Origin of the sequence: Enterococcus alishanensis, from assembly GCF_019218635.1 — a bacterium.
Classification (GTDB): domain Bacteria; phylum Bacillota; class Bacilli; order Lactobacillales; family Enterococcaceae; genus Enterococcus_A; species Enterococcus_A alishanensis.
In genome coordinates, this window is sequence record NZ_JAHUZB010000002.1 from 590,059 (window position 1) to 610,341 (window position 20,283).

Here is a 20,283-nt window from a genome sequence, read left to right on the forward strand (position 1 = left end):
AAGGACCTCTCTCTTTTCAACCATAAAATCATAATAAAACAATGAGTTTTTTATACAATTTAAATAATTTATCTTTAAATATGATTATTTTATAACAAAAAAGAACCATAACAATTATTTTAATCGTTACGGCTCCATTACGATTTTCTAAATCGTTGACTCAGATTTTACAACCTCGAACTGTAATTTTTCATTTATTAACTGAATAGTTACAGTTGTTTTTGGCATTACATGTCCTGCTATTATCTCTTTTGCTAGTGGAGTCTCCACTTCTCGTGTAATAAATCGCTTCAATGGTCGCGCACCAAATTGTGGCTCATAAGCACTTTCAGCAATCCAAATTTTTGCTTCATTACTAATGTCAAGCGTAATTTCTTGTCCTTCAAGGCGGTCAGCAAGTTGTTGAATTAATTTTTCTACAATGACTTTAACATTTTCAAGACTAAGTGGTGTGAACAAAATTGTATCATCAATTCGATTTAAAAATTCTGGCTTGAAATGACCCCGCAATAAGTTTAGCACTTGTTCTTTTATATTTTCAGGTATGTCGCCCTCAGAACTAACACCATCTAATAAAATTTGTGAACCGATGTTGCTGGTCATAATTAGCACCGTATTTTTGAAATCGACCACTCGACCTTTTGAATCAGTTAAGCGACCGTCATCTAACACTTGCAACAATAAATTAAAAACATCAGGATGGGCTTTTTCAATTTCGTCCAGCAAAATAATTGTATAGGGATTTCGTCGCACAGATTCTGTTAATTGTCCGCCCTCTTCATAACCGACATAGCCTGGAGGTGCACCTACTAAACGAGAGACTGCATGTTTTTCCATGTATTCACTCATATCTATTCTTACCATATGGTCTTCAGAATCAAATAAGTTTTCTGCTAAGGCTTTAGCTAATTCCGTTTTACCAACTCCAGTTGGTCCTAAGAATAAAAATGAGCCTAATGGACGGTTAGGATCTTGTAATCCTGCACGTGAACGCAACACCGCGTCTGAAACAGCATCAACTGCTTCATCTTGACCAATCACTCTTGTGTGTAAAGTACTGTTTAAATGCAAAAGTTTTTCTCTTTCACCTTCCACCAGTTTCGTTACCGGAATGCCAGTTAACCGTCCGACAACTTCTGCAATTTCATTTTCAGTTACTACTTCTTGAACCATTTTCAAATCATTAGCCTTATTTTTTTCTTCTAATTCAGCCAACTCTTTTTCAAGTTTTGGAATTGTACCGTGGCGTAAAACGGCTGCTCGTTCTAAATCGTAATTATTTTCAGCATCTTCTAATTCGTGTCGAGCCTGATCAATTTCACTACGTTTTGAAGAAACAGCATTAACTTCCTCTTTTTCGGTCTCCCATTGTAGTTTCATATTATTAGCATCTTCTCGTAAATCAGCCAGCTCTTCTTGCAAATTGTTTAAACGTTTTTTACTTGCATCATCCGATTCTTTTTTCAAAGCGGCTTCTTCAATTTCTAATTGCATCAAACGACGAGAAATTTGATCCAGTTCTGTCGGCATTGAATTCATTTCCATTCGAATACTAGCGGAAGCTTCATCAACCAAATCAATCGCTTTATCTGGTAAAAAGCGGTCTGTAATATAGCGATCTGATAATGTCGCAGCTGCAACCAATGCATTGTCATGAATGTTCACGCTATGATGGATTTCAAACCGTTCTTTTAATCCTCGCAAAATGCTAATCGTATCTTCCAAAGTTGGTTCTTTTACTAATACCTTTTGGAAACGACGTTCTAAGGCTTTATCTTTTTCCATATATTGACGGTATTCATCTAAAGTCGTAGCACCAATCAAATGTAATTCACCACGAGCCAACATTGGTTTTAGCAAATTACCGGCATCCATGCTTCCCTCAGTTTTTCCAGCACCAACAATATTATGAATTTCATCTATGAATAGAATAATTCGACCATCAGATTTTTTGACTTCTTTTAAGACGCCTTTTAATCTTTCTTCAAATTCTCCCCTAAATTTCGCACCAGCAATTAAAGCACCCATGTCCAGTGAAAAAATTGTTTTATCTTTCAAGTTTTCTGGTACATCTTTTCGAACGATTCTTTGCGCTAAGCCTTCAACGATTGCTGTCTTACCAACGCCGGGTTCACCAATTAAAACCGGATTGTTTTTAGTTTTTCGACTTAAAATTCGAATCACATCACGAATTTCCTCATCTCGACCAATCACGGGATCTTGTTTTCCACTTTTAACCTGTTGTACCAAGTCAACACCATATTTTTCTAGTGCTTTATAAGTTTCTTCTTGGTTCTGACTTGTAACTCTTTCTCCTTGACGGATATCCTCAATGTTTTTCCGAACTTCTTTTTCGTTTAAACCTTGTGAGTTTAAATATTTGGTTAATCGATAGTTTGGTAATTTCATCAAAGCTAAAATTACGACCTCTGTTGATAAAAATTCATCTTGGAATTGATTACGCAATTGATCAGCTTCAGAAAATAAGTGAAATAAATTTTGGCTAAAACCTTGACCATATTGGACATTGCCACTAACACTTGGATATTCATCTAAAGCTTGGTCAATTTCATTTTCAAATTGGTCGACATTTATGCCAGCATCTGTATAAAAATTACGACCAAAATGATTTGGCTGTAAGAAAATTTTCCATAAATGCACAATATCAATTTCTTGATGTTTACGAGTCATCGCAACTTGTTGCGCTTCTGCAATAGCAGATTGAAGGGTTGTTGTCATTTTTTCAATATTCATTATTTATCCTCCTTTTTTAGTACAAACTAATTATAGCTCCATTGGTCAGTTAAGGTCAAATAAAAACTAAATATTTAAGTTATTTTAAAAAAAGCATCGACAATTTAGGAAGTGCAACTATTTTTTGAAACAAAATGAAAAAGCAGCTCAATCTGTTAGTTGAATGCGTTCTTCAATTGAAGTGAGCACAAAAAATCTTGATTTCTGTTATGATAATAGCTACTTCTTGAAATGCCGAATAACTTTGTCAGTCGAGTTGTTGATAATTTATCGATGTGTTTATTAATGAATAATACTTTCTAATGTCACCACCTTTTCTGAGAAAAAAATTTTCAGGAGTTCCAGCTCTTTGTTTTTATCTTTTTATTCTTTTTCTAGTATTTTTTCTGCTTTCCAAAGTCGACCAGAAGATGATTTAAGTCTAGTCAAATCATGCGCAGCATACCATTTTTTCCAGATATAGATTGTTCTGTTACTAGGAATGTTAAATTCCTTTTCTAGTGAGGTAACTGATTCACCAACTAATAGACGTTTCACAATTTGAATTTTTAATTCTCGGAATAATAATTATGTTTTGCCATAACAAAAATACCTCCAAATTTATTTTACTAAATTTGAGGTATTTTTTTAGTTATATCTTATTATATTGTCAATGCCCATTTAATCATCAACTCTTTTTTTCATTTTATTCTCTTTAAGTTCTAAATTAATTTCTCTTTGTTTATTTATCAACACGTATACCATACCAATTAGGAAAGGCATCAAATAAGTAGCGTAACGATATAATAATAAAGAAGATACCGCTTCGACTCGTCCAACTACTGAACTAAATAATAAAACATAGACAAACTCAAATCCACCGATTCCACCAGGAGCAGGTAAAATCCCCCCGAGAATAACGGTAAAACTGATTAGTGCAACTATTAATAACAAGTTTAGATCTTTACTTTCACTAGATAAAATAAAATATGGGATAGTATACCAAACACCTAATTTCACCAAAGTTGAGAGAAAAACCTTTATGACCGTTTCCTTATGATTAAAAAAAGTTTGAATCGTATCTCGTAAAGAATAAAATTGCATATTAACTTTATCAATCAGATCCCGCAGTTTTTGTCGTTTAAATAAGCGATTGGTAATGATGACAAATAATACTTGGGCATTAATACTCAAGCTAAATAATAACAAGACGCCTACAATCGCTAAAGTAACGACTAATCCAATCACCACATAAATAATCCCATGATTGATTTGTTGACTTAATTCGTTTCCCTTTAAAAATAGAAAAACTACAGCTACAGCAGATAACGCAACTTTATAAACAACCATTCTCAAAGCAACCACACCGGTTCCTTGAGAAAATTTCAAATCCTTTTTATGGTAAAAAAGAACTTCAGAAACAATCGTTCCAGTACCAAATGTAATCACACGATAAAAACTCATATAGGCAGAAGAGAAAAAGCCATCACACAAGGTAAATTCTGGATTATATTCCGCTACAATATTTTTTACTGTAAAGCCTTCAACTAATAAACTTAAAAATCCTAGTAACGTTACTCCCGCTAATACTGGCAAAGAAGTGTCAGCCAATTCTAAAAATATATCACTTAATGAATCTCGCACGACAAAAATAATCACGCCTATAATTGCTGCAAACAAACTAACATTTAATATCAATTTACTTTTTCCGGTTTTTTGCATTTTTATTTCCCTCTTAAATCTGAATTATCTCAAGCCTAACACAAAAACTGAAAATTTCAAAAAATCATGAAAGCTTTCTCTTAAATAAAAAAACGCGGAGTACTATACTCCGCGTTAATCAAACATTTTATTTTGCATTGTTTTCTGCAATTTTAGCAATTACATCCACAGCTTTTTCCATTGTTTGTAATGATACATATTCGAAGCGACCATGCATATTTTCTGCACCACCAAAAATATTTGGTGTAGGAATACCCATGAATGAAATCTTAGAACCATCAGTACCACCACGAACAGGTTCGATAATTGGTTCGATCCCGACTTCTTTCATGGCACCTTCAGCTAAATCAATAATACTCATGTCTTTTTCAATAATTTCACCCATATTGTAATATTGGTCAAACATATCAATAACAACACGTTCTTGATCAAATTGTTCATTTAATTTTGCTTGAATATCTAAAACTTTTTGTTTACGTTCTTCAAAAATCTTACGGTCATGATCACGAATAATGTAAGTCATTTTGGCTTCTTCAACATTTCCATCAAAAGCTAATAAATGATAGAAACCTTCGCGACCTTCTGTATTTTCAGGACGTTCGTTTTCAGGCAATAGATTATGGAAATCAATTCCTAATTGTAATGCATTGATCATTGTATTTTTTGCAGTACCTGGATGAACATTTTTACCAAGTAAAGTAATTTCAGCTTGAGCTGCACTGAAAGTTTCAAATTCTAATTCTCCCAAAGGACCACCGTCCATTGTGTAAGCAAAATCAGTATTAAATTCTTTCACGTCAAATTTATCAGCGCCAATTCCGATTTCCTCGTCTGGACCAAAACCAACGCGAATTTCTCCGTGTTTGATTTCAGGATTTTTAATCAAATATTCCATTGCTGTCATAATTTCAGCAATTCCTGATTTATCATCAGCCCCTAATAAAGTTGAACCATCTGTTGTGATCAATGTTTCACCTTTATATTTTTTCAAACTTGGAAAGTCCTTTGTATTTAATGTATATTTTCCTTCTTTATCTAGTTTAATAGTTGATTCACCATCATAATTTTCAATGATTTGCGGATTAACATTTTCAGCATTGAAGTCAGCAGTATCCATGTGTGCGATAAATCCAATTTTTCTAACTTCTTTGTCTACATTGCTAGGTAGAGTTGCAATGACATAACCATTTTTGTCATTGTAAGAAATATCTTTCATACCAATTTCTTCAAGTTCCTTCATCAACTCTTTGGCAAAAGCCACTTGTGTTTGAGTAGACGGTGTTGTTGTGCTAGTTGCATCTGAACGAGTTTCTGTTTTTACATAACGTAAAAACCGTGGTAATAAATTTTCGTACATATAACTCTCTCCTTTATAATATGACTATTTATTTAAACGAAAAAGGATTGGTAGAAGTCTCTGAAACGTAAAAATCGACTTGCCAAGCTTCTTCATTTTTCCATTGATTAAATTGTTCCACCATTTTTACTTTACAAAGTTCTTCAATGTAATGACCAGGATCAATCACTAACATTTCAGTTTCTTGCATATCATGACCAATATGATAAGTTACATCACCAGTAATATAAACATCGGCAGCATGTTTTACTGCATCAAGGAAAAAGTTTTGACCACTTCCCCCGCAAATCGCTACTTTTTTAATTGCTTTGCAGCCTTTTCTTGGATAGATGACGCGTAATCCTGTTAAATGGAAAACCTCTTTAACTTTTTGAATAAATTCTTCTGGTTCCATGGCTTTTTCCAACTCTCCGATACGACCGATGCCATATTTTTCAGTAAAATTATCTAAAGTATATAGATCATAAGCTGGTTCCTCATAAGAATGAGTCGTCAACATGGCAGCTATCACTTGTTTTTCGATTGTTTCTGGAAAAATTACTTCAACTTTACTTTCTTGAACTATTTCAGCCTGATCGATTTTTCCAATTGTCGGATTTGCTTCTCCAACTGGTGTAAACCTTCCCTCTCCATTCATAGTGTATGAAGCAGCTTCATAATCACCGATTTTACCTGCGCCTGCTTTAGCTAATGCTTCCCGCATTTTTGGTGCTTCTGCAATAGGAACAAAGACGGCCAATTTTTTCATTTTTATTGTATGGGTATGAACTAGATATGTTGTATTTTTTACCTCTAGTAATTCACAAAACCAATCATTTAAACCATTCGGAATAATATCCATATTAGTGTGTGCGGCATAAACAGCGATATCATGTTTAATTAATTCCGCATACATATTTACTTGTACATCATCAGTTATTAATCGATTAATCGGTCTAAAAATTGGTGGATGTTTAACGACTAATAAATCAATATTTTTTTCAATCGCTTCAGCTACCACTGCAGGACGGACATCAAGGCTCATCATAATTTTTTGAACCTCTTTATTCAACGTACCTATATGCAGACCTACTGGATCGCCTTCTTCAGCCAGACTTTCTGGACAATATTGATTAAAACGTTCGATAAAATCAATTGCTTTCATCTGCCAACACCTCCTGAATCCAAGCGATTTCTGTTTCTAATCGGTGAATTTTTTGATCTGTTGCCTGTCCCTGTTTTAAATTAGTTAAGATGCTTTTGCTTTTTTCTAATTTATGATTCCATTTTTGAATAAAAATTGGATTTTTTTCTTCTATTAAAAGAGGACCGAAAAATAAATCTTTATCAGAATAGCTAACAGCATTCCCTTTTTCAGCAACGATGATTTCATAAGTTTTATGGTTTTCTCTGATAATTGCTTCATCAATTATTTCATACTTGTTTTCAACTAACCAAGTTCTTAATTGTCGTTCAGCCACATTGGGTTGCAAAATAAGTCGTTCATCACCTGATAAAACATCTTTACCAGACTGCAAAATATCACGAATCAATACGCCACCCATGCCGCAAATTGTTACTGCTGATATATTATCAGATTCTTTGACGGCTGCTAATCCATCAGCTAAACGTACAATGATTTTTTCTTCTAAATTATTTTCTGCAACTTGTTTTTTAGCTGCTTCAAAAGGGCCTGGCACGACTTCCCCAGCAATTGCAAAATTTATTTTATTCTGTAAAGTCAAAGCGACAGGCAAATACGCATGATCTGATCCAATATCTGCTAATCGTGCATCCTTTGGAACATATTCAGCAACCTTTTGTAAGCGCTTCGATAATTGGTTTACCTTCATTTATTCACTTCCTAAATTTAATTATAACACTACACAAAAAAACAGCCCCAAAAAAAGCAATTAAAAAAGCTAATTTTAACGGGGCATTTTGTTTTTTCTTAGAATATTCTCTTCATTTATCCATTTCGACGGTTATTTCCAATAACCATTATCTCTCGACTCAAGTAACGAATTCGTTCCATAATTCTTTTTGCTTTTAATGGCTCTTGATCTCCACGTTGTGTGACACTCAAATGTGTTTCTAATTCGTTCATATTGAAATTAGAAGAAAAGAAGGTCGGCAGTTGTTCTTGCATTCGATATTGTAAAATCACACCTAAAATATCATCTCGAATCCATGCACTCATAGAATCTGCACCAATATCATCAATCATTAAGATTGGGGCCTTTTTTACTGAATCTAGTTTGTCGCCGACACTATCACTGGAGATGGCTTGTTTCATTTCTCCGGCAAAGGAAGGAAAATGCAACAAAGTAGTTTCAAAACCTTGAACCGCTAATTCATGAGCAATTGCGCCAAGCAAATAAGTTTTTCCAACACCAAATGTACCTACTAAAAACAAGGCTTTGTGAAAATTTTTTGGATTTTCAACATATCCATTGATAAAATCTAAGGCCGCTTCGAGGGCCTCGCTTCGGCCAGCTGTAACTTCAAAATTACGAATCGAAGCTTCTCGAATATCTTTTGGCATATCTAAAGAATTAACCCGATTGCGGATTTCTGCTTCCTTTTGAATCCGAACTAATTCATCTGTTGGAACATAAGTGACATCAATGAAATGGAAATTTAAATTTAAGCGTGGTTCATAACCTGGTGCAATCATTGTAGGATCATTAGTTAGAAATTTCTTTTTTTCTTGCACGAATTCGTAAAGTTTTGCAAAAGATTTTTCAATATCTGCTTGCGTTAGTTTTTGTTTATGGGTTTCAATAAATGCTCTTACATCAGGATCCTGTAAAACTTCTTGCATCATTTCTTGATAACGACCAGCTACCCCACGGCTTCTAATAATTTGTGTCAGTTCTTTTCCTACATCTTCCATTAATTATCACCCTCTTTATTTAAAAATTGTGCTAATTTTCGATTTAATTCAGCCGTCTTCTCCTCACTTAAGGAACTTTCAACTGGCGGTTGCTTAATATGCTCCGGTAATGCCTCTGTCCGTGTTTGGAAATTTTTCCGTTGTGAAAAGTTATTAGAAGTTTTTTTCTTAACAAACTTTTGATTATTATTTTTCAAACGGGAGATGGCCTTTTCAGGGGTATCAATGCCTTGAGCTGACCAGTCCTGAGCAATTTTAGTAATATAATTTTCATTTAAATAGCTTTGTTTTTGGACGACTAGCGCATAATTAATTAAAATATTAACTACGCCAGAAGTCAATTTTTGTTGGGTCAGCATTTTTTCAATTAATTTTAATTCATTATTTTGCGTACTGACCCCTTTTTGTTTTTTGATTGCCTTAAAATACTGAACCGGTGGAAATTTTTTACTTTCCTCCAACAATCTTGCTTCACCTTTTGTAAAAGACTCAGGCTTTACTTTTACTGGTTTTTCTTCTGAGGGCTTATCTTGTTTACCTAACAATTGTCTTAAATAGTTTAAATCTAGATGTTGCGTTTCACCGACTGAAGCTTTACCGACAAAATCGGCCATTTCAATCTCGTTAACTGCATACATAATATGCAAGCTTTCAATCGCTTTTTTTGTTTGATCATTCAAGTGAATTTTAAATTTTTGAATCAAGTGGTTAAATGTTTCCCAATCAAATCCTTTATCCAAGGTCTCTTCTACAAACATATCTTGCGTTTGCTTTAATACTTCAGCATTTGCTTCAAAGTTAGATTCTTGAATATTATAGATTTCTCGAAAGGTTTTCGCAATATTTTTTAAACCCTTTTTATTAAAATTGGCGGGTTTAAAGCGATCAACCAATCTTTGATAGCGGCGTTCACCTATTTTGTTAAGTAATAAATAACTCATAATTGGATCTTGAAAAAAAGTTTCTGGTTTCATGGGGGTATGCAATTGATAAACTAACTGTAAGCCTAATTCAGTATCTTTTTTTTCAAAACTTTCCAATAAACCTAAGCCTTCTAATTTTTCACGAGCTTTAATCATGTTTGGTAAACCTAGATCAATTGCTGACAACAAATCAGTGTGCATTATTTCCTGACTTTTTCCAGTTAAAGTAATATCAGCATTTAAATTCAAATAGAGAGCCAGTGCTTGACTACCAATGATTGGTTGATAAAGATATAGTAATGCTTGTTGATTACTTTGATCTAATTGTGGCACCCCATAAACTGTATAAAAAGTTGTGGGTTTGATTTCTTCCACTTAAATTTCTCCTATTCTTCTGGCTTAGAAGATTTCGCTTTATCGACAATTTCTTGTAATTCTCGCAAAAAGACTGACATGTCTTTAAACTGACGATAAACACTGGCAAAACGAATATAAGCGATTTCGTCTACTTCCATTAAATCTTCCATCACAAAATCACCAATCAAACTCGTTGAAACTTCATTTTCTCCCATGCTTCGGACACGATTTTCTACGTGATCGACGATTTGTTCCATTTGTTCCATCGCCACTGGTCTTTTCTCGGCTGAACGGATTAAACCGCGTAAAATTTTATCTCGACTAAATTCCTCACGATCACCATTACGCTTCACAACTAATAGCGGTGCGGCTTCAATTCTTTCAAAAGTGGTGAAACGAAACCCACAATTTTCACACTCTCGGCGACGACGAATGGCACGATTGTCATCTGTTTGACGGCTATCTATCACACGTGAACTATTATGATTACATCTTGGACAACGCATTTACTCACCTCTTATTTTATCTGAAGATTTAACTAAAGTTTACCATAACAAAATTATGAAAAAAAGCGTTTAAAGATCTAATAATACGCATTAACTGATAAAGTTTTGTTTTTTTAACCAATCTTCAACTTGCTGTTTCGTTTCTTCTATCGTACCACGATTGTCAAATACGATATCTGCTTTTTGTTTTTTTTCATCAATTGACCATTGGCTGTTGATTCGATTAAAGGCTTCATTTTCGGTATAGTTATTTCTTTTCATCAAACGTTCCAACTGAATTCTAGGACTAACATAAACTACAGCAACCGCGTCCAATTCTTTTTCATAGTGAGCTTCATAAAGTAAAGGAATATCTGCAATAACTAAAGGGGATTTCTTCTTTAGCTCTTCAATTTGACGTAAAATTTCTTTTCTAATAAATGGTTTGATGGTTTCATTTAATTTTAGCCTTTCATCTGGCTGACTAAAAACTAAATCACCTAATTTTTTTCGATCCAAACCACCTTCAGCTAATAAAATATCTTCACCAAATTTTTCGACAACTGCCGCTAATCCCTCGGTACCAGGCTCCACTACTTCTCTAGCCACTACGTCACCATCAACAACAGGAATTTGATGATTCTTAAATACATTTACGACTGTTGATTTTCCAGTAGCAATACTACCAGTCACACCTAATACAAAACTCATATCTTCACCTGCTTTAATTTTTGACAATGGGGACAAAGATGTGTGCCTCTTTGAGCGACTTTAATTTTAATAATCGGTGTTTGACACCTTTTGCAAGGCAGTCCGGTTTGGCCATATACATTCAACTTTTGTTGGAAATGACCTGCTTCCCCTAAAGCATTCAAATAGGTACGAATAGTTGTTCCACCAGCTTTTTTTGCTTCTGAGATAACAGTAATAATTGCCTGATGCAGTTTCTTTGCGGCCTGCTTTGAAATTGATTTTGCTGGCTGCATAGGATGGATTTTGGCTAACCATAATACTTCATCAACATAAATATTGCCTAAACCAGCAACAACTTTTTGATTGAGCAATAATGGCTTAATCATGGTGGTTGATTTTTGTAATTTTTGATAGAAAGGCGCGAAGGCAAATTCTTCAGTTGTTGGTTCTGGACCTAATTGAAGGATTCCTTTATAGTTTTCACCTTGTCCTTTCGGTAGTAAAGCCATTCGTCCAAATTTTCTTACATCGTGATAAATTAATTCAGAACCATCAGTGAAAATAAAACGCACGTGACTATGTTTATCCAAAACAGTCTCTTCAGGAAAATATTCATACTTTCCTTCCATTCTTAAATGAGAGACCATATCAAAATCATCAAATTCAAAAATTAAATATTTTCCACGTCTTTTAACATCTTGGATTGTTTCACCAATTAATTCGATTGCAAATTGTTCAACTTCTGGTGATTCAATAATTCTAGGCCATAAAACTTCTACTTTTTGAATTGTTTTATTTTTTACTAATGCTTCCAAACCAATTCTGACGGTCTCAACTTCCGGTAGTTCTGGCATTTCAACACTTCCTAGTTAAAAAAGACTGCGACAACAATCTGAACAGTTTTTAAACATCTGAATCAAAATCAGTAAAGCTACTAAAGATTGTCATTCTTTGAAAATGACTTATTAGATCGCAAAACCAACACTATAATGCTCGGATTTCGTCTGTAAAATTTATTGTCACAGTGTTTTTATTTTATTTTGCTTCGTACCAAGTTTTTCCCCAGCTACTATCTGTTAATAATGGGACATTTAATGATACAGTATTTTCCATGACTTCTTTGACTAATTCATCTAGCGTTTCGACTTCATTTTCTGGTACTTCAAAAACCAATTCATCATGCACTTGCAATAACATGGTTGCTTTTAGATCTGTTTTGGCTAATCGTTTAGACAGTTCAATCATTGCTAACTTAAGAATATCAGCGGCACTTCCTTGAATTGGAGTATTGATCGCTGTCCGCTCTGCGAATGAACGAATATTGAAATTTCTTGAGTTAATATCTGGTAAGTAACGGCGACGATTATAAAGTGTTTTTGCATAGCCTTGATCTTTTGCCTCTCGAACGCTTTCTTCCATATATCTTTTTACATCAGGATAGTTTTCGAAATAAGTGTCAATATATTCTTGTGCTGCTTTTCTAGTAATTCCCAAATTTTGTGACAAGCCATAATCAGAAATTCCATAAACAATCCCAAAGTTCACCGCTTTAGCGTTACGACGCATGTTTGGTGTTACATCTTCTTCTTTTACACCAAATACCCGCATTGCCGTACTTGTGTGAATATCCATGCCATCCTTAAATGCTTGAATCAAATGCTTGTCGCCAGAAATGTGAGCCAATACCCGCAATTCAATTTGTGAATAATCTGAAGAATAAATCAGCCAATCTTTTTCCCGGGGAACAAAAGCTTGACGAATTTTACGACCTTCTTCTAAGCGAATCGGAATATTTTGTAAATTTGGATCAACTGAACTTAAGCGACCAGTTTGAGTCAAAGTCTGAATATAGCGAGTGTGAATCTTATTATCTGATTGAATCACCTTCAATAAGCCTTCAACATATGTGGATTGAATTTTAGCAATTTGACGATAGTTCAAAATATCGTCAACTATTGGTGCTTGTTCTCTCAATTGTTCTAAAACATCAACAGCGGTTGAATAACCGGTTTTTGTTTTTTTAATAACTGGTAACTGCATTTTTTCAAATAAGATCACACCTAATTGTTTTGGTGAATTGATATTGAAGGTTTCACCAGCTTCTTCATAGATTTTTTGCTCAATTTCTTGTAGTCTCTTTGAAAATTCGCCTCGCATATTTTGTAAAGTTTGGGCATTAACAGTGATCCCAGTAATCTCCATTTCGGCTAAAATCCGAGATAATGGCAATTCCATCTCATAAAATAAACGATCTTGTTGTTTTTCTTCCAATTCACTTTCAAGTTTTTGACTCAAAAATTTAATGGCTTGAATTTTTCGTGCCAAATGATTAAAGAAAACTTCTTGATCTTCCGGCAAGCCTTTTTTGGCTCCTTTACCATAAATCTGTTCATCTGATTGAATTTCAGTAAAACCATAATGTTGAGCCACACCAGCGATATCATTACTGTTATCATTTGTATCTAGCAGATAGGCTGCCAATAAAACATCAAAATTAATACCTTCAGTTTTCGTGACAAAACGATTCAAAGCAACATATGTCCGCTTTGCATCGTAAACTTTTTTTCCATTTGCTGACTCTAACCAACTTTTAAATACCGGTGATTCAAATAAATCCAAATGATTATTCGTAACGTAAATCTTATTTTGGTTGCTCCAAGACACGCCAACAACGTCAGCAGTATGATAATTATCTTGTAACATTTCTACATGGAGGCACGCATCTGGTCCAAATTGACTTTCATCAAAAGTATCCACCACATCATAATGGATATCTTCAAGTTCTACCGGATCTTCTTCAATATTTAGCTTACTTAAAAACTGTTTAAAATCCATCTCTTTGTAAAATTCGACTAGTCTTTCGATATCTTTGCCATGATAACTTAATTCATCTAACTCAATAGCTACTGGGGCTTTTTTATCAATAGTTGCTAGTTCTTTTGATAAGAAGGCTTGATCTTTATCATTAATCAGATTTTCCTTCATCTTGCTTTTTTTCATTTCATCAATGTTTTGATAGACACCTTCAACGCTGCCATATTCTTTAATTAATTTAATCGCCGTTTTTTCACCGACTTTTGTTACACCAGGATAATTATCTGATGTATCGCCTGCTAATCCTTTTAAATCAATAATTTGATTTGGAGTCAAGCCATCATATTTTTCAGCAACATGGGCTGGTGTATATGATTCGATATCACTGACTCCTTTTACTGTGATATCGACAGTAATTTTATCACTTGCTAACTGAGTTAAATCTCGGTCGCCTGTTAAAACCACTACTTCAAAATCATTTTGGCTACCTTGCTCAGCTAAAGTACCAATAATATCATCGGCTTCATAGTTATCAAGTTCATAATGTTTAACCCCTAAAGCTTCAATTAATTCTCTAATATAGGGCATTTGCTCACGAAACTCACCTGGTGTTTTCGAACGTCCACCTTTGTAGTCACTATACATTTCTGTTCTGAAGGTAGTTTTTCCGGCATCAAAGGCCACTAAGACATGAGTAGGTTGAACACTTTTCATTACATTCTCAAACATATTATTGAAGGCATAGATTGCATTCGTATGTAAGCCATTTTTATTTTTAAATTTTTCAAGTGAATTGTGCATCGCAAAAAAAGCTCGAAATGCGACACTATTCCCATCTACTAATAATAATTTTTTTTCAGTCATAATTTCTCTCCTTTAACCTTCATTTTAACAAAGGCATCACCAATTTGAAAATGAAAAAAGACTTTGATAAACTTTCGCTCATCAAAGTCTCAATTTGATAATTAGTTATTGTTTCCAAAAATTCTTAAGAACGCCAAGAACATATTAACAAAGTCTAAGTATAATTGTAATGCCAAGAATACCGCAACCCCATTTCCAGCTTGGCCATTCGTTCCAGCATAAATTTTGCGGATGTTTTGATTGTCATAAGCTGTTAAACCGGACATGATGATAACCATTAAGATAGAAATCAATAATTCTACAGCTGAACTTTGTAAGATAAAGACATTCAAGAACATCGCAATAATAATCCCAATTAAACTACTTAGTGCCGCACGACCAACACCTGACAAATCTCGTTTAGTGGTAACTCCTACAACAGCCATCACCATAAACATCACCATCGTTGAAATAAATGCCTGTGTGACTGTTCCAATATCATAAATGGCTAAAGTAACTGCTAAAGTAATTCCATTTAAAACAGAGTAAGCAATGAATCCTGAAATTGCGATCGTTGGATTTTTTTGAGCTTTTACCCCTAAAATAATGACTAAAGCAATTTCCAAAATCCAAAGACCAATAAAACCTAATGGAAAATGTTGAATCAAATTAATTGCTTGCGCGCTCATTGGTCCTAATGTTAAGTAAGAAACAAAAGCGCTAATTCCAATTCCTAAGGCTAAAAATCCGTAAATCTTTGCAAAAAAACGATTTAAGCCAACTGCTTGTGTTTGTTGATTATTCATTTATATCCTCTCCTAACTTGACAGTAGGTGGTTTCACCATCACCACAGCATCTAATATTCTTTTATCTTCGCTGTTGGTAGCTTCAACTGAGATTGTGACAACATCTTTCATTTTGTCGACTTTAATAACTTCAAACTCAAAAGTTAAGGTTTCATAATGATAAACTGGATCAATAAAATTAATTGAAAAATTCACTATATGTGAACCTGGACCTGGCAAATGCTTTGAAATCGCACTAGTAATCAATCCCATAATCATCACTGATGGCACAAGTGGTTTATCATATTCACTTGCTTTTGCATATTCATGTTGAATATATAATGGATTCGCATCATTGGTTAATCCCAAATACAACAATAATTGATTGTCCTCAATCGATTCTGTTAAGGATAACGAGTCCCCTTCCTCAATTTCATCGATCATTTTCCCGACTTTTCGAGTTTTCATATTATACAAAGCTTTTTCCCTCCGTTGATTAATCTAAATATATTTTAGCGAAGTTCTTATTAAAAAACAAGCGAACTCTTTCACTAACGACTGAATCAATTTAATTTAAATTTTTCCTTAATAAAAAATCAGCTACCCAAAAAGAATAGCTGAAATCATTTTATAATACATTTCTTGTAGTAGTGCTTAATAGATTTTCATAGGCCTGCTCAAAACGTTGCACATCACCAGCACCCATGAAAATGACGACACCATTTTCGTAATCCAATAATGGAGACATGTTATCTTCAGAAATAACTTGTCCGCCTTTTTGAATTTTTGCGCCTAAATCTTCAATCTTAACTTCACCAGCTGTTTCTCTAGCGCTAGAAAAAATATCTAATAAATAAACGTGATCTGCCTTATCTAAAGCTTCTGCAAAATCGTCTAGCAAAGCAATTGTCCGAGAAAAAGTATGAGGTTGGAAAACCGCAATAAGTTCTTTTTCGGGATATTTTTGGCGGGCTGCATCAATAGTAGCTTTAATTTCAGCAGGATGATGCGCATAATCATCAACGACTATCATATCTGCAACTTGTTTTTCAGTAAAACGGCGTTTGACACCAGAAAAAGTCAACATTTCAGCTTTTACTTTATCCATGTCTAATTTTTCAAAATAGCTGACAGCAATAACTGCTAATGCGTTTAAAATATTGTGTTTACCAAATGATGGTACTGAAAAACGACCGATAAATTGATCTTGATGATAGACATCAAAAGCAGAACCATTTGTTGTGCGGACAATATTTCTAGCTTGAATATCATCATCTTCTGTTAAACCATAATAATAAATCGGTACATCTGCCTTTAATTTACGTAAGTATTCATCATCGCCATAAGCAAAAATTCCTTTTTTTACTTGATTGGTTAAAGTTTGGAATGCTTCAAAAACGTCATCAATGCTTTTGAAATAGTCTGGATGATCAAAATCTATGTTGGTCATAATCGCATAATCAGGCGCATAAGCCAAAAAATGACGCTGGTATTCACAAGCTTCAAATGAAAAGAATTTTGCATCTGGTTCACCATGACCAGTACCGTCACCAATTAAATAGCTAGTTGGCGCAATTCCACTTAACACATGTGAAAGTAAACCAGTCGTACTTGTTTTACCATGAGATCCCGTTACCGCCACACTTGTATAAGGTTGGATAAACTTCCCAATAAAATCATGGTAGCGAATAATTTCTAAGCCTAACTCTTTGGCTTTAGCAATTTCTTCATGGGTATCAGGAAAAGCGTTCCCTTGAATAATCGTCATCCCAGCCTTAATGTTATCCGCGCTGAAAGGTAAAATTTTAATATGGGCTTTTTCTAAATCTCGTTGGGTAAAGAAATATTTCTCTACATCTGATCCTTGCACTTGATAGCCTTTTTCATGAAGAACCAAAGCTAAAGAGCTCATTCCAGAACCTTTAATACCAACAAAATGATATAGCGTTTCTTTATTATTCATTATTTCTCATCCTTATGTACTTTTTAATTGCGATTCACATTATCATATATATTCAAAAAAATAGCAAATGATTATTCATTTTCTAAGCTATTAAGCGAAGTTTCCCATTACATTTGCCGCAAACAAAGCGATTTGTGTCAATTTTTCTTTGGCGGCTGATTTTTTGGCCGCATTTTTTGCAAAGATAAGTTTTTTCTTTACCTGTGCTAACAGTCGGTGCAAAACGGCTGCCATCAACTTTTTTAAGTAATTGCTTAAAGTCTTGATCTTGATGCTTATAACCTCGCTTGGTTAAATGCAAGTGATAATGACAAAGTTCATGTTTAATTACTTTAATAAATTCTGCCAGTCCATGTTGTTCCACAATCAGAGGATTGAAATCTAAATGGTGATCCTTCAAATGATAACGACCACCGGTAGATTTTAAACGCCGATTAAAAATTGCCTGGTGTTTAAAAGGTAAGTGGAAAGAAGTCAACGAGACTTCTTCCACTAATTTTTGCAACTCATTATTTGTCATTTTTCTTAAGCGGAATCATTGATAAACTGATTCGCCCTTTCTGTACATCTACACCATCAACCCAGACGGTTACCACATCACCAACTGAAACAATATCGGTTGGATGTTTAACAAACTTAGTACTTAGTTTCGAAATATGAACCAAACCATCTTGTTTTACACCAATATCTACAAAGGCACCAAAATCGATTACGTTTCGAACGGTTCCTTGTAGTTCCATGCCGGCTTTTAAATCTTCCATCGATAAAACATCTTGACGAAGTAAAGGTGCTGGCATTTCATCTCGCATATCTCGCCCTGGTTGAATTAGTGCTTCCAAAATATCTTGTACCGTTTCTTTACCAATGCCTAATTCTCGACCTAATTCATTTATAGACAAAGCCTTTATTTTTTTCGTTGCTTCTTCGCTACCTAAATCGGTTAAGGATACATCCGCAATTGTTAAAATGCTCTTTGCAGCTTCGTAACTTTCCGGGTGAATACTAGTATTATCTAATACATTCTTTCCTTCAGGAATTCGTAAAAATCCAACTGCTTGTTCAAAAGCTTTTGGTCCTAAGCGAGGTACTTTTTTTAATTGGTTACGAGCAGTATAAGCACCATTTTCATCGCGATAATTCACAACATTTTGAGCTGTAGTTTTATTTAGACCAGACGCATATTGTAACAATTGCGGGCTTGCTGTATTTACATTAACGCCTACTTGGTTAACTGCCGTTTCAACAACGAAATCTAATTGCTCAGACAAGCGTTTTTGACTAACATCATGTTGATATTGTCCAACACCAACTGCCTTCGGGTCAATTTTAACTAATTCAGCTAAAGGATCTTGTAATCTACGAGCAATACTGACTGCACTTCGTTCTTCTACTTGTAAATCAGGAAATTCTGTTCTTGCCACATCACTGGCAGAATAAACTGAGGCACCAGCTTCATTAACAATCACATAAAAAACTTGTTCTTTGACTTCTTTTAATTGCTCAGAGACAAATAATTCAGACTCACGACTAGCCGTTCCGTTACCAATCGCTACCATCTCAACTTTGAATTTTTCAATTAATTTTCTAAAAGCTGGTGCTGCTTCTGCTCTTTTTGCTTGTGAAGCTGGCTTATGAGGATAAATGACTTCGATTGCTAAAACTTTTCCAGTTCCATCAACTACTGCTAGCTTACAACCTGTTCGATAAGCTGGATCAAAACCTAAAACAACTTTATTTTTTAACGGTGATTGTAACAATAAGTTACGTAAATTCTCGCCAAAAATATTGATTGCTTGTTCATCCGCCTGCTCGGTTAATTCATTACGAATTTCTCGTTCGATTGCTGGGCCAATAAATCTTTTATAGCTATCTTGATAAGCATCTTTTAAATAAGTTGCGGTAATTGATTGAAGATTCATTTTTAATTGCTTGTCAAAATATTCAAAAATAAATTGTTCATCAACAACTATACTGACTTTTAAAATTTCTTCTTTCTCGCCACGATTTGAAGCTAATACACGATGTGAAACCATTTTACTAATCGGCTCGGAAAAATCGTAATACATCTCATAGACACTTTTTTCGTCTTTGTCAGCATCTTTGACTTTACTTTCATAAAATCCTCTATTTTTAGTATAATCACGAATCCAAGTGCGATAATCCGGATGATCACTAATTTGTTCTGCTAATATTTCGTGAGCACCTTGCAAAGCTGCTTCTGCTGTTTCAATCTTTTCGTTGATATATTTATTTGCTTCTGCAAATACATCACCTTCTAACGGCATTGACCATAAATATTCAGCTAATGGTTCTAAACCATTTTCTTTAGCAATCGTCGCCTTTGTCCGTCGTTTTTGTTTATAAGGACGATATAAATCCTCTACTTTTTGCATCTTAACAGCTGCTTTGATTTCTGCAGCTAAATCATCGGTTAACTTACCTTGTTCTTCAATGATGCGAAGAACTTCACCTTTTCGTTTTTCCAAGTTTTCTAAATAAGTAAAACGTTCTTCAATCTCACGGATTTGAACTTCGTCTAGACTTCCGGTCCGCTCTTTTCTATAACGAGCAATAAAGGGGACGGTATTCCCTTCTTGTAACATAGTTAAAACTGTCTCAATCTGACCCTTTCGATAAGGTAATTCCTTATCAACTAATTGGACAATTGCTTGATTTAAATTTTCTGACATATTTGTACTCCATTCTTCCAAAATCTTTTCTATTTTATCACA

At 34.3% G+C, this 20,283-nt stretch carries 17 protein-coding genes; all 17 read right to left on the reverse strand.

What is annotated here, in order from left to right; translation table 11 throughout:
• Positions 1-147: 147 nt before the first annotated feature.
• The gene (gene clpB / locus KUA55_RS06455; RefSeq protein WP_218325360.1) at positions 148-2,754 is read right to left on the reverse strand and encodes an ATP-dependent chaperone ClpB; all 2,607 of its coding nucleotides are present in this window, start codon (positions 2,752-2,754) and stop codon (positions 148-150) included.
• A gap of 363 nt (positions 2,755-3,117) precedes the next feature.
• Positions 3,118-3,291: a hypothetical protein gene (locus KUA55_RS18705; protein WP_218325361.1), complete on the reverse strand. Its 174-nt coding sequence runs from the start codon at positions 3,289-3,291 to the stop codon at positions 3,118-3,120.
• A 123-nt stretch (positions 3,292-3,414) separates the two neighbouring features.
• Entirely contained in the window at positions 3,415-4,455 is a 1,041-nt protein-coding gene (locus tag KUA55_RS06465; protein ID WP_218325362.1) for a lysylphosphatidylglycerol synthase transmembrane domain-containing protein, read from the reverse strand.
• 127 nt (positions 4,456-4,582) lie between these two features.
• On the reverse strand, positions 4,583-5,812 hold the full coding sequence (gene pepT, locus KUA55_RS06470; protein WP_218325363.1) for a peptidase T: 1,230 nt from the start codon (positions 5,810-5,812) through the stop codon (positions 4,583-4,585).
• A gap of 28 nt (positions 5,813-5,840) precedes the next feature.
• The gene (locus KUA55_RS06475) at positions 5,841-6,956 is read right to left on the reverse strand and encodes a Nif3-like dinuclear metal center hexameric protein (RefSeq protein ID WP_218325364.1); all 1,116 of its coding nucleotides are present in this window, start codon (positions 6,954-6,956) and stop codon (positions 5,841-5,843) included.
• A complete protein-coding gene (locus KUA55_RS06480; protein ID WP_218325365.1) occupies positions 6,943-7,644 on the reverse strand; it encodes a tRNA (adenine(22)-N(1))-methyltransferase in 702 nt (233 codons plus the stop codon). The genes KUA55_RS06475 and KUA55_RS06480 overlap by 14 nt, the downstream gene beginning before the upstream one ends.
• Positions 7,645-7,760: 116 nt before the next feature.
• Positions 7,761-8,687 carry a primosomal protein DnaI gene (dnaI, locus tag KUA55_RS06485; protein ID WP_218325366.1) on the reverse strand — a complete coding sequence of 309 codons (927 nt, stop codon included), beginning with the start codon at positions 8,685-8,687 and terminating at the stop codon, positions 7,761-7,763.
• On the reverse strand, positions 8,687-9,985 hold the full coding sequence (locus KUA55_RS18640) for a DnaD domain protein (protein WP_218325367.1): 1,299 nt from the start codon (positions 9,983-9,985) through the stop codon (positions 8,687-8,689). Before KUA55_RS18640 ends, dnaI begins: the two co-directional genes overlap by 1 nt.
• Positions 9,986-9,996: 11 nt before the next feature.
• Positions 9,997-10,473: a transcriptional regulator NrdR gene (nrdR, locus tag KUA55_RS06495; RefSeq protein WP_218325368.1), complete on the reverse strand. Its 477-nt coding sequence runs from the start codon at positions 10,471-10,473 to the stop codon at positions 9,997-9,999.
• 90 nt (positions 10,474-10,563) lie between these two features.
• Positions 10,564-11,163: a dephospho-CoA kinase gene (gene coaE, locus KUA55_RS06500; protein WP_218325369.1), complete on the reverse strand. Its 600-nt coding sequence runs from the start codon at positions 11,161-11,163 to the stop codon at positions 10,564-10,566.
• Positions 11,160-11,999: a DNA-formamidopyrimidine glycosylase gene (mutM, locus tag KUA55_RS06505; RefSeq protein ID WP_218325370.1), complete on the reverse strand. Its 840-nt coding sequence runs from the start codon at positions 11,997-11,999 to the stop codon at positions 11,160-11,162. The genes coaE and mutM overlap by 4 nt, the downstream gene beginning before the upstream one ends.
• 181 nt (positions 12,000-12,180) lie before the next feature.
• Complete coding sequence (polA, locus tag KUA55_RS06510; protein ID WP_218325371.1) at positions 12,181-14,823, reverse strand: DNA polymerase I; 2,643 nt, start codon at positions 14,821-14,823, stop codon at positions 12,181-12,183.
• 101 nt (positions 14,824-14,924) lie between these two features.
• Positions 14,925-15,608 carry a Bax inhibitor-1/YccA family protein gene (locus KUA55_RS06515; RefSeq protein WP_218325372.1) on the reverse strand — a complete coding sequence of 228 codons (684 nt, stop codon included), beginning with the start codon at positions 15,606-15,608 and terminating at the stop codon, positions 14,925-14,927.
• Positions 15,601-16,056 carry a MaoC family dehydratase gene (locus tag KUA55_RS06520; protein WP_218325457.1) on the reverse strand — a complete coding sequence of 152 codons (456 nt, stop codon included), beginning with the start codon at positions 16,054-16,056 and terminating at the stop codon, positions 15,601-15,603. Before KUA55_RS06520 ends, KUA55_RS06515 begins: the two co-directional genes overlap by 8 nt.
• 160 nt (positions 16,057-16,216) lie before the next feature.
• A complete protein-coding gene (murC, locus tag KUA55_RS06525; RefSeq protein WP_218325373.1) occupies positions 16,217-17,551 on the reverse strand; it encodes a UDP-N-acetylmuramate--L-alanine ligase in 1,335 nt (444 codons plus the stop codon).
• Between the two features lie 82 nt (positions 17,552-17,633).
• Entirely contained in the window at positions 17,634-18,071 is a 438-nt protein-coding gene (locus KUA55_RS06530) for a SprT family protein (protein WP_218325374.1), read from the reverse strand.
• Entirely contained in the window at positions 18,061-20,241 is a 2,181-nt protein-coding gene (locus KUA55_RS06535; protein ID WP_218325375.1) for a Tex family protein, read from the reverse strand. The genes KUA55_RS06530 and KUA55_RS06535 overlap by 11 nt, the downstream gene beginning before the upstream one ends.
• Between the last annotated feature and the right edge of the window lie 42 nt (positions 20,242-20,283).

What these genes read in the sequence shown, in the direction of transcription:
- murC (WP_218325373.1), bottom strand. Translation starts at nt 17,551, where the DNA reads ATGAATAATAAAGAAACGCTATATCATTTTGTTGGTATTAAAGGTTCT.
- pepT (WP_218325363.1), bottom strand. Translation starts at nt 5,812, where the DNA reads ATGTACGAAAATTTATTACCACGGTTTTTACGTTATGTAAAAACAGAA.
- clpB (WP_218325360.1), bottom strand. Translation starts at nt 2,754, where the DNA reads ATGAATATTGAAAAAATGACAACAACCCTTCAATCTGCTATTGCAGAA.
- KUA55_RS06480 (WP_218325365.1), bottom strand. Translation starts at nt 7,644, where the DNA reads ATGAAGGTAAACCAATTATCGAAGCGCTTACAAAAGGTTGCTGAATAT.
- polA (WP_218325371.1), bottom strand. Translation starts at nt 14,823, where the DNA reads ATGACTGAAAAAAAATTATTATTAGTAGATGGGAATAGTGTCGCATTT.
- KUA55_RS06520 (WP_218325457.1), bottom strand. Translation starts at nt 16,056, where the DNA reads ATGAAAACTCGAAAAGTCGGGAAAATGATCGATGAAATTGAGGAAGGG.
- mutM (WP_218325370.1), bottom strand. Translation starts at nt 11,999, where the DNA reads ATGCCAGAACTACCGGAAGTTGAGACCGTCAGAATTGGTTTGGAAGCA.
- KUA55_RS06530 (WP_218325374.1), bottom strand. Translation starts at nt 18,071, where the DNA reads ATGACAAATAATGAGTTGCAAAAATTAGTGGAAGAAGTCTCGTTGACT.
- dnaI (WP_218325366.1), bottom strand. Translation starts at nt 8,687, where the DNA reads ATGGAAGATGTAGGAAAAGAACTGACACAAATTATTAGAAGCCGTGGG.
- coaE (WP_218325369.1), bottom strand. Translation starts at nt 11,163, where the DNA reads ATGAGTTTTGTATTAGGTGTGACTGGTAGTATTGCTACTGGAAAATCA.
- KUA55_RS06515 (WP_218325372.1), bottom strand. Translation starts at nt 15,608, where the DNA reads ATGAATAATCAACAAACACAAGCAGTTGGCTTAAATCGTTTTTTTGCA.
- KUA55_RS06535 (WP_218325375.1), bottom strand. Translation starts at nt 20,241, where the DNA reads ATGTCAGAAAATTTAAATCAAGCAATTGTCCAATTAGTTGATAAGGAA.
- nrdR (WP_218325368.1), bottom strand. Translation starts at nt 10,473, where the DNA reads ATGCGTTGTCCAAGATGTAATCATAATAGTTCACGTGTGATAGATAGC.
- KUA55_RS06465 (WP_218325362.1), bottom strand. Translation starts at nt 4,455, where the DNA reads ATGCAAAAAACCGGAAAAAGTAAATTGATATTAAATGTTAGTTTGTTT.
- KUA55_RS06475 (WP_218325364.1), bottom strand. Translation starts at nt 6,956, where the DNA reads ATGAAAGCAATTGATTTTATCGAACGTTTTAATCAATATTGTCCAGAA.